At 40.8% G+C, this 15707-nt stretch carries 12 protein-coding genes, 1 pseudogene and 1 other annotated feature; of the genes and pseudogenes, 12 read left to right on the plus strand and 1 reads right to left on the minus strand.

The window, feature by feature from the left end; all coding sequences use genetic code 11:
* The first annotated feature begins 27 nt into the window (after positions 1-27).
* Positions 28-840: a LicD family protein gene (locus D8852_RS03845; protein WP_125424668.1), complete on the plus strand. Its 813-nt coding sequence runs from the start codon at positions 28-30 to the stop codon at positions 838-840.
* A gap of 36 nt (positions 841-876) precedes the next feature.
* On the plus strand, positions 877-3402 hold the full coding sequence (locus D8852_RS03850; protein ID WP_125424669.1) for an MBL fold metallo-hydrolase: 2526 nt from the start codon (positions 877-879) through the stop codon (positions 3400-3402).
* A 47-nt stretch (positions 3403-3449) separates the two neighbouring features.
* On the opposite strand, the gene D8852_RS03855 is transcribed toward D8852_RS03850, so the two are convergent.
* The gene (locus D8852_RS03855; RefSeq protein ID WP_061417070.1) at positions 3450-4928 is read right to left on the minus strand and encodes an oligosaccharide flippase family protein; all 1479 of its coding nucleotides are present in this window, start codon (positions 4926-4928) and stop codon (positions 3450-3452) included.
* A 122-nt stretch (positions 4929-5050) separates the two neighbouring features.
* Here D8852_RS03855 and mecA point away from each other — a divergent pair, with 122 nt between their 5' ends.
* From mecA to D8852_RS10080, 10 genes and pseudogenes are all read left to right on the plus strand, one after another.
* On the plus strand, positions 5051-5791 hold the full coding sequence (gene mecA, locus D8852_RS03860) for an adaptor protein MecA (RefSeq protein WP_125424684.1): 741 nt from the start codon (positions 5051-5053) through the stop codon (positions 5789-5791).
* A 148-nt stretch (positions 5792-5939) separates the two neighbouring features.
* The gene (locus D8852_RS03865) at positions 5940-7226 is read left to right on the plus strand and encodes a homoserine dehydrogenase (protein ID WP_125424670.1); all 1287 of its coding nucleotides are present in this window, start codon (positions 5940-5942) and stop codon (positions 7224-7226) included.
* A gap of 1 nt (position 7227) precedes the next feature.
* A complete protein-coding gene (gene thrB / locus D8852_RS03870; protein ID WP_125424671.1) occupies positions 7228-8097 on the plus strand; it encodes a homoserine kinase in 870 nt (289 codons plus the stop codon).
* Between the two features lie 251 nt (positions 8098-8348).
* Positions 8349-9287: a peptide-methionine (R)-S-oxide reductase MsrB gene (gene msrB / locus D8852_RS03880; RefSeq protein ID WP_125424673.1), complete on the plus strand. Its 939-nt coding sequence runs from the start codon at positions 8349-8351 to the stop codon at positions 9285-9287.
* A 59-nt stretch (positions 9288-9346) separates the two neighbouring features.
* Positions 9347-11071 carry an ABC transporter ATP-binding protein gene (locus tag D8852_RS03885; protein WP_125424674.1) on the plus strand — a complete coding sequence of 575 codons (1725 nt, stop codon included), beginning with the start codon at positions 9347-9349 and terminating at the stop codon, positions 11069-11071.
* A 1-nt stretch (position 11072) separates the two neighbouring features.
* On the plus strand, positions 11073-12821 hold the full coding sequence (locus D8852_RS03890) for an ABC transporter ATP-binding protein (RefSeq protein ID WP_125424675.1): 1749 nt from the start codon (positions 11073-11075) through the stop codon (positions 12819-12821).
* A 105-nt stretch (positions 12822-12926) separates the two neighbouring features.
* Positions 12927-14186, plus strand: a complete 1260-nt coding sequence (locus D8852_RS03895) for a TRZ/ATZ family protein (RefSeq protein WP_125424676.1) — start codon at positions 12927-12929, stop codon at positions 14184-14186.
* A 63-nt stretch (positions 14187-14249) separates the two neighbouring features.
* Positions 14250-14385: a sequence feature (ribosomal protein L10 leader region), on the plus strand.
* Between the two features lie 38 nt (positions 14386-14423).
* Positions 14424-14924, plus strand: a complete 501-nt coding sequence (rplJ, locus tag D8852_RS03905; RefSeq protein WP_001287271.1) for a 50S ribosomal protein L10 — start codon at positions 14424-14426, stop codon at positions 14922-14924.
* A gap of 75 nt (positions 14925-14999) precedes the next feature.
* Positions 15000-15368, plus strand: a complete 369-nt coding sequence (rplL, locus tag D8852_RS03910) for a 50S ribosomal protein L7/L12 (RefSeq protein ID WP_001196964.1) — start codon at positions 15000-15002, stop codon at positions 15366-15368.
* 157 nt (positions 15369-15525) lie between these two features.
* Positions 15526-15707 (plus strand): annotated as a pseudogene (locus tag D8852_RS10080) (hypothetical protein); the annotation flags it as partial.

Below are 15707 nucleotides of genomic sequence, written 5' to 3' on the forward strand. Positions count from 1 at the left end.
TTAGTCGAAATTAGGAGAATAAAACGTATGTCTGAGAGAGTTTTAAGTCTTGAAGAAATAAAACAAGTGGAGTTGGATATTTTAAAGTATCTACATGAACTATGTGAAAAGCATCAGATTAAATATTTTATTGATTTTGGAACCTTACTAGGAGCTGTCCGCCATAAAGGATTTATCCCTTGGGATGATGATACGGATATTTCTTTGGCGCGAGATGAATTTGAAAAACTTTATCAGGTTTTAAAAAATGAGAATCATCCTTACTACAAATTAATTTCATTTAGGGAGACAAAAGGCTATCCTTACAGTTATATGCGTGTTCATGACATTAGAACACGTAGAGATGCCAATCTTCTGGACCCGACAGTCGTATTGGGAACTTGTGTTGACATTTTTCCATACGATGGTGTCGTGACGGAGGAAAGTGATTGTAAGAAAATGAAGCTCTACAAACATTTCATCCGCCTTTCTTCTTTGAATTTCAAAGGAATTAAATCAGAAAATGGGGGGATAAAAAATCTGCCTCGTTATATTGGATCAGCTATTTTTCGCCTAAGTTCTCCACAAACTTGGAATCAAAAATTAGAGAATCTTGCCTTGAAATATAGTGTAAATCAAGCCACAGATCTTACCTGTACGATATTTGATCCAAGCTTTCCAGAGGGAATCAAAAAAGAATGGCTCTATGATCTGGTTGATATGCCATATGAAAACATCGTAGTGAAAGCTCCGAGAAAATACCATGAAATTCTTGTCTACGAATTTGGAGCAGATTATATGACTCCACCGCCTGTTGAACAACAGGTTCCAGGAACTGATAAGAATTATTGGATTGATTAGTAAGAGATTGTTTTCATCGAGAAAGGAGTGTTCAAGATGAAGAATAAAAAATTAGTTAAATCAGTCAGTTATAGTTTATTTGCTTTCCTTTTTGTGTTGATTGGTTTATCACAACAAGTTAATGCAGACACCATTACTGCTGGTTCAGGCAATCGTATCCATTTCATAAATACTAAAGCAAAATCTGGGAGTGATGCTATCCTTCTGGAAAGCAATGGTCATTATGCCTTGATTGATATGGGGGAAGATTATGACTTTCCTGATGGGAGTGATCCACGCTATCCAAGTCGTTGGGGGATTTCCATGAGAAATTATCAAGTCTTGGAAGACCGTTTGATTCGCCATCTTGATCAGATTGGTGTTAAAAAATTAGATTTTATTATAGGAACTCATGTCCATAGTGACCATATTGGTGGAGCGGACGAAATACTCAATCGATATCAAGTCGGTAAGTTTTATTTGAAAAAATATTCAGATGATCGGATCACAGCAAACTGGGGACTCTGGGATAATCTTTTTAATTACGATAATGCTTTGAGAGCCGCACAAAAACGAGGGGTTACTCTTATTCAGAATATTACAGACGAGGATAGTCACTTTAAATTAGGTGATATGGATATCCAACTCTATAATTATAAAAATGAATATGATGCTGATGGTAACCTGAAAAAAGTTCGAGATGATAACTCAAACTCAATCGTTTCAGTGGTGACTGTGGCAGGAAAGAGAATCTACCTTGGTGGAGATTTGGATAATGCCGAAGGAGCGGAAGATAAGTTAGGTCCAGTTATCGGCAAGGTTGATATGATGAAATGGAATCATCATTATGATGCGACAATTTCAAATACGATTAATTTTCTTGAAAACCTATCTCCAAAGATGATTATTCAAACAACTGGTGGTGATATTAATGTTGCTTCAACCAGAGAATATCTCCAAAAGAAAAATATTCAAGTTCTCAGAGCTTCTAGTCAAACTCAAGATGCTACCGTTTTTGATATTAGTGATAGCGGATTTGCCAATGTTTCTAATCTCTTCCCTGACATCCCTGTAGTTGACGAAAAATGGTATCAAGAAGGTGGCTACTGGAAATATCGTTTAGCAGATGGAGAAATGGCTATCGGTTGGAAAGAGATTGGCGGAGCTACTTACTTTTTTAATGGAAAAGGGCAAATGCAAGCAGGACGCTGGCTTCACCTTAATGATGATTGGGGAGAAAATGCCAAGGGGAATGATTACTATCTCAACCAAAATGGTAAAATGCAAACAGGCGGTTGGTTCAAGCTGGATGGCTCTTGGTATTATATCCAATCAAATGGTGCTAGACGATTTAGTGAACTTTCTGAAATTGGAGGGAAGAAATATCTCTTTGCAGCAGATGGAAAGATGCTAACAGGAAATCAAGTCTTTAATGGCAAGAAGATGTTCTTTACAGACAGTGGTGCACTCCAAACAGCAGGTAAGTCTTCAACTTGGCAAAAGATTGACTCAGATTGGTATTTCTATGATGAGGATGGGCTACGGACTGTTGGTAAAAAGAATATCAATGGAAGCACATATTACTTTAATCAAGAAGGTGTCATGCAAACAGGCTGGGCCTTTGTTGATGGTCACTGGAACTATTTTGCAAGTTCTGGAGCTATGAAAACTGGTTGGGTCAAGGATCAGGATACTTGGTATTATCTGGACAAAGATGGTATCATGCTCACTGGAAAACAAGATATAAATGGTACTCGTTACTACTTGAACGCTAGTGGTGCCATGCAAACAGGCTGGAAATGGCTAGAGAACAATTGGTATTACTATGCGAACTCAGGAGCTATGAAAACAGGCTGGATTAAGGATAATGAGAAATGGTATTATCTAAATCAAGATGGTATTATGCAGACTGGGAAACAAGAAATCAACGGTACGCGTTACTATTTGAATACCAGCGGTGCCATGCAAACAGGCTGGCAGTGGCTTGATAAACACTGGCATTACTACGCTGACTCAGGAGCTATGAAAACTGGTTGGTTGAAGGATCAAGGAACATGGTATTATCTTGAAGATCAGGAAGGTATCATGCTGGTCGGTTTCCAACAAGTAGATGGTAAGCAGTATTACTTTAGTGCATCAGGAGCTATGCAAACAGGCTGGAAATGGTTTGATAATCATTATCGTTACTTTGAAGCAAATGGAGCCATGAAAACTGGTTGGATAAAAGACAAAGGCGTCTGGTATTATCTCAATCCTGAAGATGGCATCATGTTGGTTGGCCTTCATAAAGTAAATGGTGATCATTATTACTTTGATGAATCAGGAGCTATGCAGATCGGTTGGAAACGAATTGACGGTAATTGGTACTATTTCCAAACAGATGGTTCCTTGTTGAAAAATGCCACCACACCGGATGGTTATAAGGTAAACGAGGAAGGCATTTGGAGACAGGCTGTTGCTGCTGTCAATGGTGAAGCAGATCAGTCAGAGAAGAAGCAAGAAGCTAGTTCCTCTATTGCTGAACAGCCAAAACAAGATTCAAATCTAGAAGCCAATACTTCTGACAAGAAAGAAAAAGAATAAAAGAAACACCCTACTAGTAAACGCTCGTTTATCAGTAGGGTGTTCTTTTAATTTCTTTTGATCTTAGCTAATACTAGGTTCAGTGCATAGTGAAGTGTTTTATCCTTAGCGATAAAAAGCGTCAAGAGATAGTAGATTCCACAAGTGGCTATGGTAGAGAGAACCATGAGGATCATGTTGAGGTTCACCGTATAGGAACTGATTTGGAAAATCATCTTGAAAATATAGAAGATCGGGATAAAACCAAGGGATATGAGACCATAACGTGTTAAGGTCACAAAGATTTCTTTTAAATTGATTAGTTGGTGTTTCCTAATAAAATGAATTTCTAAGAGAACAACGATGGCTTCTGCAATAATGGTCGTAGCAATATAATACTCAGGGGCAAAAATATTATTGATATACAAGATACAGTTGAAGAGGAGATTTGCTCCACCACCAGCAAAGTAGAAAGCAGTCAAGCGGTTCTCGTGGTCATTGATAAAGATAATTTGCTTACCAAGAATCAATTCAATAGCCCAGATAATAGTTCGAAAGGCGAAGACGCTGGTCACGATACCTGCCTCAAGATACTTTTCAGAAGAGTAGATAACCGTTGCGTACTTTCCTAAAATCATAATTCCGAAACTAGTTGGAATCATGAGAAAATAGAATAATGATGCCGCTTGATTTACAAGATAATTATAAGAATTGTAATCCTTTTTCCCAAGGTAGTAGCCGAGACGTGGAATGCTGACACTGATAGCTCCACTTAAGACACCTGCAATCAGCATAACGATGCTATAGGCAATTGTATAATAAGAAATGTAGTTTTCATCCGGTCCCTTGGTGATAAACATTCTATCTAGTAAGGTATAAAGCATATTAGCATTTGCCAAGAGAAGCATAGTAAAGAGTGGTTTAGAAGCCTTAGCTAACTCAATGAAACCAATTTTAACAAAAGAAACTTCTCTCTTAATCCAAAGAAAACTAAGGAGGTAGTTGAGGATAGTTGTCGCAGTCATGACGATAGCGTAGGGAACAATATCATCAGCAGTTTTGACAAAGGCAAAGATAGCGACCAGCATGGTAATTCGAATAATCAATGTCTTGTAAAGGATAAAGGCATAGTTTTCATAGGCTTCGTTCATCCATTCGATATTGAGAAATTGGAAGAGAGCTTGGGCTCCTAGGATGTAGTAGAGAACTTTCAGATTCTCAATGCTGGTGTCAAAGAAGATAAAGAGGAAGTAGATACCAGTCGTCAGGAGAGAAGTGAAAACCGAGATATAAAACAACTTAGAAAAGACATAGTTGATTTTATTCTTATCGTCCTTAACCTTACTGATAGCACGAATCCCGTAGTTGTAAATCCCAAAGGCAGCTAGTGGAATAACGAAACTTGCCCAGGTATTGGCGGTATTGAAATAACCGTAGTTGGATTTGCTGAGAATCCGCGTCAGATAAGGGTTGGTTATCAGCGGAAAAACGATATTGAGGATATTGACCAGCAAGCTAGCCAATGCATTAACTTTTATATTTTTCATTGAACTTTCTTTCTTAAATGTAACATTATCTCTAGTATTATATCACATTCCAGCTTCATTCTTTTGATAAAATCGTAAAAATCTAGTATAATAGATAGACTGAAAGTATGAGGTTACTAGATATGAAGATGAAACAAATTAGTGATACAACACTAAAAATTACAATGACTTTAGATGATTTAATGGATCGGGGAATGGAGATTGCAGACTTTCTCGTTCCTCAGGAAAAAACCGAAGAGTTTTTCTATGCTATTTTAGATGAGTTAGAGATGCCAGACAATTTCTTGGATAGTGGCATGCTGAGTTTCCGCGTGACGCCAAAACCTGATAAGGTCGACGTCTTTGTGACCAAGTCCAAGATTGACCAGAATTTGGATTTTGAAGATTTGGCGGATTTACCAGACATGGAAGAATTAGCCCAAATGTCACCGGATGAATTTCTCAAAACCTTGGAAAAGAGTATCGCAGAAAAGACCAAGGACGATATTGAGGCTATCCAATCTCTAGAACAGGTAGAAGCTAAAGAAGAAGAGCAAGAGCAGGCGGACAAGGAAACTGAGAGCAAGAAGGAATCTTATATCTACTATATCCTGCGTTTTACAAATCTGGCAGACTTAGTGGCTTTCGCTAAAACAGTGACTTTTGAGATGGAAACATCTGAACTCTATAAGATGAATGACCACTATTATTTGACAATTTTAGTCGATATTGAAAATCATCCAAGTCCATACCCAGCTTGGCTCTTGGCTCGTATGCGTGAATTTGCAGATGATAGTGATATTAGTCGTTCTGTCTTACAAGAGTATGGTCAAATCTTGATCAATCACGATGCAGTCCTTGGTTTGCAAAAGGTTAGTTCGTAGATTTTGAAAATCAATTTTCATTTATCAAGAAAGACGAATCAGGGGATTCGTTTTTTCTTTACTAGACTGAAATAGTGATTTACTATAATAGGAATTTTCACAAAATTCTGTTATAATGGCTATATCAGAAAATTTCTAGGAGACAAACATGACAGTTAAAATTGCTTTACTTGGATTTGGTACCGTTGCAAGTGGTGTGCCATTCCTCCTAAAGGAAAATGGAGAAAAAATCGTTCAGTCGGCTCATTCAGAGATTGAAGTGGCCAAGGTATTGGTCAAGGATGAAGATGAAAAGAACCGCTTGCTTGCAGCAGGGAATGACTTTAACTTTGTGACCAATGTAGATGATATTTTGTCAGATCAAGACATTACTATCGTAGTGGAATTGATGGGGCGTATCGAACCAGCTAAAACCTTTATCACTCGTGCCTTGGAAGCTGGAAAACACGTTGTTACTGCTAACAAGGACCTTTTGGCTGTACATGGCGCAGAATTGTTAGAAATCGCTAAAGATCATAATGTAGCACTTTACTACGAAGCAGCAGTAGCTGGTGGGATTCCAATTCTTCGTACTTTGGCAAATTCATTGGCTTCTGATAAAATCACGCGTGTTCTTGGTGTCGTTAACGGAACTTCTAACTTTATGATGACCAAAATGGTCGAAGAAGGCTGGTCTTATGATGATGCTCTGGCTGAAGCTCAAAGATTAGGATTTGCAGAAAGCGACCCTACAAATGACGTGGATGGGATTGACGCAGCCTACAAGATGGTGATTTTGAGCCAGTTTGCTTTTGGTATGAAGGTTGCCTTTGACGATGTAGCCCACAAGGGAATCCGTAACATCACACCAGAAGACGTAGCTGTAGCCCAAAATCTAGGCTATGTAGTGAAATTGGTAGGTTCTATCGAGGAAACTCCTTCAGGCATTGCTGCAGAAGTGACTCCAACCTTCCTGCCCAAAACACATCCACTTGCCAGTGTGAATGGGGTCATGAACGCTGTATTTGTAGAATCTATCGGTATCGGTGAGTCTATGTACTACGGACCAGGTGCGGGTCAAAAACCAACTGCAACAAGTGTTGTGGCGGATATTGTCCGTATCGTTCGTCGCTTGAATGATGGTACCATTGGTAAAGACTTCAACGAATATAGCCGTGATTTGGTCTTGGCAAATCCTGAAGATGTTAAAGCAAACTACTATTTCTCAATCTTGGCACCAGATTCAAAAGGTCAGGTCTTGAAACTTGCTGAAATCTTTAATGCTCAAGAGATTTCCTTCAAGCAAATCCTCCAAGATGGCAAAGAGGGTGACAAGGCGCGTGTAGTGATTATCACTCATAAGATTAATAAAGCACAGCTTGAGAATGTTTCAGCTGAGTTGGCCAAAGCTTCAGAATTTGACCTCTTAAATACCTTTAAGGTGCTAGGAGAATAAGATGAAGATTATTGTACCTGCAACCAGTGCCAATATCGGGCCAGGTTTTGACTCGGTCGGTGTAGCTGTTACCAAGTATCTTCAAATTGAGGTCTGTGAAGAACGGGATGAGTGGTTGATTGAACACCAGATTGGCAAATGGATTCCCCACGATGAGCGCAACCTTTTACTCAAGATTGCCTTGCAAATTGCGCCGGACATACAACCAAGACGTTTGAAAATGACCAGTGATGTTCCCTTGGCGCGTGGTTTGGGTTCTTCTAGCTCGGTTATCGTTGCTGGGATTGAACTAGCTAACCAACTGGGGAATCTCAACTTATCTGATCATGACAAATTGCAGCTGGCGACCAAGATTGAAGGGCATCCTGACAATGTGGCTCCAGCTATCTATGGAAATCTTGTTGTTGCGAGTTCTGTTGAAGGGAAAGTCTCTGCTATTGTGGCAGACTTCCCAGTGTGTGATTTCCTAGCTTACATTCCAAACTATGAATTACGCACTCGAGATAGCCGTGGTGTCTTGCCTAAGAAATTGTCCTACAAGGAAGCTGTTGCTGCTAGTTCCATCGCCAATGTGGCAGTTGCAGCCTTATTGGCAGGAGATATGGTGACAGCTGGACAAGCGATCGAGGGGGACCTCTTCCACGAGCGTTATCGTCAAAGTCTGGTCCGTGAATTTGCGACGATTAAGCAAGTAGCTAAAGAGAATGGTGCCTATGCGACCTATCTCTCTGGAGCAGGGCCGACAGTTATGGTCTTGGCTTCTCATGATAAGATGCCAGCGATTAAGGAAGAATTACAAAAGCAACCCTTCAAAGGCAAACTGCATGATTTGAAAGTTGATACGCAAGGTGTCCGTGTCGAAACAAAGTAAAGAAATAGAAGATAGGATGGGGAAAGTCTCGACTAGAGGGCTTCCTGTCCTTTTTTTGAAAAGAAGTTTATACTCAATGAAAATCAAAGAGCAGACTAGGAAGCTAGCCGCAGGCTGCTCAAAACAGTGTTTTGAGGTTGTGGATAGAACTGACGAAGTCAGTAACCATACCTACGGTAAGGTGACGCTGACGTGGTTTGAAGAGATTTTCGAAGAGTATTAGTTAAAAACTTGATAAAGGAGAAACGAAGATGGCAGAAATTTATTTAGCAGGTGGTTGTTTTTGGGGCCTAGAGGAGTATTTTTCGCGAATTTCTGGAGTGCTAGCAACCAGTGTTGGCTACGCTAATGGGCAAGTCGAAACGACCAATTATCAGCTGCTCAAGGAAACAGACCATGCAGAAACGGTTCAAGTGATTTATGACGAGAAAACAGTGTCACTCAGAGAAATATTGCTTTATTATTTCCGAGTCATCGATCCCTTATCAATCAATCAACAAGGAAATGACCGTGGTCGCCAATATCGAACCGGAATCTATTACCAAGATGAAGCAGATCTGCCAGCTATCTACACAGTGGTGCAGGAGCAGGAGCGTATGCTGGGTCGAAAGATTGCAGTGGAAGTGGAGAAACTTCGCCACTACATTCTAGCAGAAGATTACCACCAAGACTATCTTAAGAAAAATCCTTCTGGTTACTGTCATATCGATGTGACGGATGCTGAGAAACCATTGATTGACGCCTCAAATTATGAAAAGCCTAGTCAAGAGGTGTTAAAGGAAAGTTTAACTGAAGAGTCTTATCGTGTTACGCAAGAAGCTGCTACAGAGGCTCCATTTAGTAATGCCTATGACCAAACTTTTGAAGAGGGCATTTATGTAGACATCACCACGGGTGAACCACTCTTTTTTGCAAAGGATAAGTTTGCTTCAGGTTGTGGTTGGCCAAGTTTTAGTCGTCCGATTTCTAAGGAATTGATTCACTATTACAAGGACTTGAGTCATGGAATGGAGCGAATTGAGGTTCGTTCTCGATCAGGAAATGCTCACTTGGGTCATGTTTTCACAGATGGACCTCGGGAGTTAGGTGGCCTGCGTTACTGTATCAATTCTGCCTCCTTACGCTTTGTAGCCAAGGATGAGATGGAAAGAGCAGGATATGGCTATCTATTACCTTACTTAAACAAATGAAACTGAGAGGGTGGGGCTTCCCACTTTCTTCATTTCCAGAATAAGAATAGAAGGGACTTATGAAACACTTACTATCTTACTTCAAATCCTATATCAAAGAATCAATTTTGGCTCCCCTGTTCAAGCTGCTAGAAGCTGTTTTTGAGCTCTTGGTTCCCATGGTGATTGCTGGGATTGTTGACCAGTCCTTGCCCCAGAGAGATCAAGGGCATTTATGGATGCAGATTGGCCTGCTCCTTATCTTTGCAGTGATTGGCGTTTTAGTGGCCTTGGTAGCGCAGTTTTACTCAGCCAAGGCAGCGGTTGGGTTTGCCAAAGAATTGACAGACGACCTTTATCGTCATATTCTTTCCCTACCCAAGGATAGCAGAGATCGTCTGACAACTTCTAGCTTGGTGACTCGCTTGACTTCGGACACTTACCAGATTCAGACTGGTATTAATCAATTCCTGCGCCTCTTTTTGCGAGCGCCCATTATCGTTTTTGGGGCTATCTTTATGGCCTATCGCATCTCGGCTGAGCTAACTTTCTGGTTTTTGGTTATGGTTGTCATTTTGACGATTGTCATTGTAGGTCTCTCTCGATTGGTCAATCCTCTCTACAGTAGTCTCAGAAAGAAAACGGATCAGCTGGTTCTGGAAACGCTCCAGCAATTGCAAGGGATGCGAGTTATTCGTGCTTTTGGTCAGGAAAAACGAGAGTTACAGATTTTTCAAACCCTTAACCAAGTTTATGCTAGATTGCAAGAAAAGACGGGTTTCTGGTCTAGTTTGTTAACACCTCTGACCTATCTGATTGTTAATGGAACTCTTCTTGTCATCATCTGGCAGGGTTATATTTCAATTCAAGGAGACTTGCTCAGTCAAGGTGCTCTTATTGCCCTTATCAACTACCTCTTGCAGATCTTGGTGGAATTGGTTAAGCTCGCCATGCTGATAAATTCTCTTAATCAATCCTATATCTCAGCCAAGCGAATTGAGGAAGTTTTTACTGAAGCTCCAGAAGATATTTTTTCAGAATTAGAACAAAAACAAGCTACCAGCGATAAGGTTTTGCAAGTCAAAGAATTAACCTTTACCTATCCTGATGCGGCCCAGCCTTCTCTAAGAAACATTTCCTTTGATATGAAGCAAGGGCAAATTCTTGGTATCATCGGGGGAACTGGTTCAGGTAAATCAAGCTTGGTGCAAGTCTTACTTGGACTTTATCCAGTAGATAAGGGAAGCATTGCCCTTTATAGAGATGGATGTAGTCCTCGTAATCTTGAGCAGTGGCGGTCTTGGATTGCCTATGTGCCCCAAAAGGTCGAACTCTTTAAAGGAACTATTCGTTCCAACTTGACTCTAGGTTTCAATCAAGAAGTATCTGACCAAGAACTCTGGCAGGCCTTGGAGATTGCGCAAGCTAAGGATTTTGTCAGTGAAAAGGAAGGACTTTTGGATGCCCTAGTTGAGGCAGGAGGGCGAAATTTCTCAGGTGGGCAAAAACAAAGGCTGTCTATCGCTCGTGCAGTCTTACGCCAAGCTCCATTTCTCATCCTAGATGATGCGACATCGGCCCTCGACACCATTACCGAGTACAAGCTCTTGAAAGCTATTCGAGAAAATCTGCCAAATACGAGCTTAATTTTGATTTCTCAAAGGACTTCGACACTACAGATGGCAGATCAGATTCTCATCTTGGAAAAAGGTGAGCTACTAGCTATTGGCAAGCACGATGACTTGATGAAAACTAGCCAAGTCTATCGTGAAATCAATGCATCCCAACATGGAAAGGAGGACTAGCATGAGACGACAAACTGCAAACCAGACGCTCACACGTTTGGCTAAAGACCTTGCAAGTCATCCTTTCCTCCTTTTCCTTGCCTTTCTAGGAACTATTGCCCAAGTTGGCTTATCAATTTACCTACCTATTTTGATTGGGCAGGTCATTGACCAGGTCCTAGTAGCTGATTCTTCACCAGTTTTTTGGCAGATTTTCATTCAGATGATCTTGGTAGTCATAGGAAATACTCTGGTACAATGGGCCAATCCTCTTCTTTATAATCGTCTAATCTTCTCTTATACCAGAGACTTGCGAGAGCGAATCATTCATAAGCTCCATCGGTTACCGATTGCTTTTGTGGATCGGCAGGGCAGTGGAGAGATGGTCAGTCGTGTGACCACAGACATAGAACAGTTGGCAGCTGGTTTGACCATGATTTTCAATCAATTTTTCATTGGCGTCTTGATGATTTTGGTTAGTATTCTAGCTATGCTTCAAATCCACCTCCTCATGACCCTCTTGGTCTTGTTGTTGACACCACTGTCTATGGTGATTTCACGCTTTATTGCCAAACGCTCCTATCATCTCTTCCAGAAGCAAACAGAGACGAGGGGGATTCAGACTCAGTTGATTGAAGAATCGCTTAGCCAGCAGATCATTATCCAGTCCTTTAATGCTCAGACAGAGTTTATCCAAAGACTGCATGGGGCTAATGCCAACTACGCAGGCTATTCTCAGTCAGCCATCTTTTATTCTTCAACGGTTAATCCTTCGACCCGCTTTGTTAATGCACTCATCTATGCTCTTCTTGCTGGAGTAGGAGCCTATCGTATCATGATGGGGTCCACCTTGACCATCGGACGTTTAGTGACTTTTTTGAATTACGTCCAACAGTACACCAAGCCCTTTAATGATATTTCTTCTGTTTTAGCCGAGTTGCAAAGTGCTCTCGCTTGTGCAGAGCGCGTCTATGCTGTATTAGAAAGTCCTGAGGTGTCTGAAACAGGTAAGGAAGTCTTGACCAGTGACCAAGTGAAGGGAGCTATTTCCTTTAAGCATGTTTCTTTTGGATACAATCCTGAAAGGATCTTGATTAAGGATTTGTCTATCGATATCCCAGCTGGTAGCAAGGTGGCCATCGTTGGTCCGACAGGTGCTGGTAAGTCAACTCTTATCAATCTCCTCATGCGTTTTTATCCTATTAATTCAGGAGATATCTTGTTAGACGGTCGTTCTATTTACGATTATACCCGAGCATCATTGAGACAGCAGTTTGGCATGGTGCTCCAAGAAACCTGGCTCAAGCAAGGGACCATTCATGACAATATTGCCTTTGGAAATCCTGATGCCAGTAGGGAGCAGGTGATTGCTGCCGCAAAAGCAGCCAACGCAGACTTTTTCATCCAACAGTTGCCACAGGGATACAATACCAAGTTGGAAAATGCAGGAGAATCTCTCTCTGTCGGTCAAGCCCAGCTCTTGACCATCGCCCGAGTCTTTCTAGCTATTCCAAAGATTCTTATCTTAGACGAGGCGACTTCCTCCATCGATACACGGACAGAGGTGCTAGTACAGGATGCCTTTGCCAAACTCATGAAGGGGCGCACAAGCTTTATTATTGCTCACCGTTTGTCAACCATTCAGGATGCGGATTTGATTCTTGTCTTGGTAGATGGTGACATTGTGGAGCATGGTAACCATCATGATCTCATGGATAGAAAGGGCAAGTATTACCAAATGCAAAAAGCTGCGGCCTTTAGCTCTGAATAAGCTATTCCTATCCATTTTAAAGTCTTAAGGACACTAAAAGTTGCCTTCGGGTGACTTTTTTGTTACAATAGCTAGAAAAAATCAAGGTCTTAGAAGGAGAAAACAATGAAAGTCTATCAGCATGTAAATATCGTGACTTGTGACCAAGATTTCCATGTTTATTTGGATGGTGTCTTAGCCGTTAAGGATTCTCAAATCGTCTATGTCGGCCAAGAGGAGCCAGAGATTTTAGAGCAATCTGAGCAGATTATAGACTATCAGGGAGCCTGGATCATGCCTGGTTTGGTCAATTGCCACACCCATTCTGCTATGACAGGTTTGAGAGGGATTCGGGATGACAGCAATCTCCATGAATGGCTCAATGACTATATCTGGCCAGCAGAAGCTGAGTTTACTCCCGACATGACTACCAAGGCAGTCAAAGAGGCTCTGACAGAAATGCTCCAGTCAGGAACAACAACCTTCAACGATATGTATAATCCCAATGGTGTGGATATTGAGAGAATTTATCAGGCAGTCAAGGCTTCTAAGATGCGTTGTTACTTCTCACCGACCCTCTTTTCTTCAGAAGCAGAATCAACTGCTGAGACCATAAGCAGAACACGTGCCATCATAGAGGAAATTTTAGGATATGAAAATCCAAATTTCAAGGTTATGGTAGCGCCACATTCTCCATACAGCTGTAGCAAAGACTTGCTTCAAGCGAGCTTAGATATGGCAAAAGAGCTGGACATTCCTATCCATATCCATGTAGCGGAGACCAAGGAGGAATCAGGAATTATCCTAAAACGATACGGAAAACGCCCCCTCGCCTTTCTAGAAGAACTAGGTTACTTAGATCATCCGTCTGTCTTTGCTCATGGGGTCGAATTAAACGAGCGGGAAATTGAACGTTTGGCAACCTCTCAAGTGGCTATCGCTCACAATCCTATTAGTAACCTCAAACTGGCCTCAGGAATTGCTCCAATTATTCAACTCCAAAAAGCAGGGGTAGCAGTCGGAATTGCGACTGACTCGGTAGCTTCCAATAACAATCTAGATATGTTTGAGGAAGGACGGACTGCAGCCCTCCTTCAGAAGATGAAGAATGGAGATGCCAGTCAATTTCCTATCGAAACAGCCCTCAAAGCTCTGACAATAGAAGGTGCTAAGGTTCTAGGAATGGAAAAGCAGATAGGAAGCCTAGAAGTTGGCAAGCAGGCAGATTTTCTCGTGATTCAACCACAAGGAAAAATCCATCTCCAACCTCAGGAAAATATGCTCTCTCACCTCGTTTATTCAGTCAAATCCAGTGATGTTGATGATGTTTATATCGCTGGAGAACAGGTTGTTAAGCAAGGTAAAGTTTTGACAGTAGAGATTTAAAAAAATTTCAAAAAAAAGTTTGCAAAAATCTTGCATTCTTTTTTTGTCTATGCTATACTTATATACGGTTTGAAAAAACTGCCTAAGACAGTAGGGGAGCTCGACTCGTAAATATCCTACCGAGGACAAAACGTATCATGTAAAAAGAAGCGTATTGTACTTTCGTGTCTAGGTTTGGGCGCGTTTTTCTTTTGGAAAAATTCCCCAAGCAAAATAATTACGGAGGTGAACACACTAATGAGTGAAGCAATTATTGCTAAAAAAGCGGAACTAGTTGACGTAGTAGCTGAAAAAATGAAAGCTGCTGCATCTATCGTCGTTGTAGACGCTCGTGGTTTGACAGTTGAGCAAGATACAGTTCTTCGTCGTGAGCTTCGTGGAAGCGAAGTTGAGTATAAAGTCATTAAAAACTCAATCTTGCGTCGTGCAGCTGAAAAAGCTGGTCTTGAAGATCTTGCATCAGTATTTGTTGGACCATCTGCAGTAGCATTTTCTAACGAAGATGTTATCGCACCAGCGAAAATCTTGAACGACTTTGCTAAAAACGCTGAAGCACTTGAAATCAAAGGTGGTGCAATCGAAGGCGCTGTCGCATCTAAAGAAGAAATCATTGCTCTTGCAACTCTTCCAAACCGCGAAGGACTTCTTTCTATGCTCCTTTCTGTACTTCAAGCACCAGTGCGCAACGTTGCTCTTGCAGTCAAAGCGGTTGCAGACAACAAAGAAGACGCAGCTTAATCTTAAGCTACGCAGCGTAGCCTAGCTACGAAAAAAACTATTATAAAATTAAAAACTTATTTGGAGGAAATAACAATGGCATTGAACATTGAAAACATTATTGCTGAAATTAAAGAAGCTTCAATCCTTGAATTGAACGACCTTGTAAAAGCTATCGAAGAAGAATTTGGTGTAACTGCAGCTGCTCCTGTAGCTGTTGCTGCAGCTGGTGCTGCTGACGCTGGTGCTGCTAAAGACTCATTTGACGTTGAGTTGACAGCTGCTGGTGACAAAAAAGTTGGTGTTATCAAAGTTGTACGTGAAATCACAGGTCTTGGACTTAAAGAAGCTAAAGAACTTGTTGATGGTGCACCAGGTGTCATCAAAGAAGGCGTTCCAACTGCAGAAGCAGAAGAAATCAAAGCTAAATTGGAAGAAGCTGGAGCTTCAGTTACTCTTAAATAATCGTTCATTGATTGTTTAAGGGGGAAAGCCGAGTTTAAAGGCCTTTAGTTAATAGTAAAGGCGATAGAATAGGAAATGTTTCTTTAGAAACTTCCCCACAAACACCCCCACAATTTTTTGTGGGGGTGTTTGTGAATTTTGTTAAGGATTATAATTGATGGTAAAAGTATTTTTTTATAATAATGTTTATCATTATAAACATTTTAGTTCCTCAAATAATTACGATCTAAAAGTTAAAGAATATGATTTTATTAGATATTTAGTCGCATTAGGTTCTTTTTTTAATAAAAATATTAGTATTAACGGATTTCATTTTTATTATTATTTAGTAAAAATGGC

The organism is Streptococcus mitis (assembly GCF_003942695.1).
GTDB classification, from domain to species: Bacteria; Bacillota; Bacilli; order Lactobacillales; family Streptococcaceae; genus Streptococcus; species Streptococcus mitis_BD.

Coding starts and splice junctions, on each gene's coding strand:
- rplJ (WP_001287271.1), top strand. CDS start 14,424: ATGAGTGAAGCAATTATTGCTAAAAAAGCGGAACTAGTTGACGTAGTA.
- D8852_RS03865 (WP_125424670.1), top strand. CDS start 5,940: ATGACAGTTAAAATTGCTTTACTTGGATTTGGTACCGTTGCAAGTGGT.
- D8852_RS03890 (WP_125424675.1), top strand. CDS start 11,073: ATGAGACGACAAACTGCAAACCAGACGCTCACACGTTTGGCTAAAGAC.
- D8852_RS03895 (WP_125424676.1), top strand. CDS start 12,927: ATGAAAGTCTATCAGCATGTAAATATCGTGACTTGTGACCAAGATTTC.
- D8852_RS03845 (WP_125424668.1), top strand. CDS start 28: ATGTCTGAGAGAGTTTTAAGTCTTGAAGAAATAAAACAAGTGGAGTTG.
- thrB (WP_125424671.1), top strand. CDS start 7,228: ATGAAGATTATTGTACCTGCAACCAGTGCCAATATCGGGCCAGGTTTT.
- msrB (WP_125424673.1), top strand. CDS start 8,349: ATGGCAGAAATTTATTTAGCAGGTGGTTGTTTTTGGGGCCTAGAGGAG.
- D8852_RS03855 (WP_061417070.1), bottom strand. CDS start 4,928: ATGAAAAATATAAAAGTTAATGCATTGGCTAGCTTGCTGGTCAATATC.
- rplL (WP_001196964.1), top strand. CDS start 15,000: ATGGCATTGAACATTGAAAACATTATTGCTGAAATTAAAGAAGCTTCA.
- mecA (WP_125424684.1), top strand. CDS start 5,051: ATGAAGATGAAACAAATTAGTGATACAACACTAAAAATTACAATGACT.
- D8852_RS03850 (WP_125424669.1), top strand. CDS start 877: ATGAAGAATAAAAAATTAGTTAAATCAGTCAGTTATAGTTTATTTGCT.
- D8852_RS03885 (WP_125424674.1), top strand. CDS start 9,347: ATGAAACACTTACTATCTTACTTCAAATCCTATATCAAAGAATCAATT.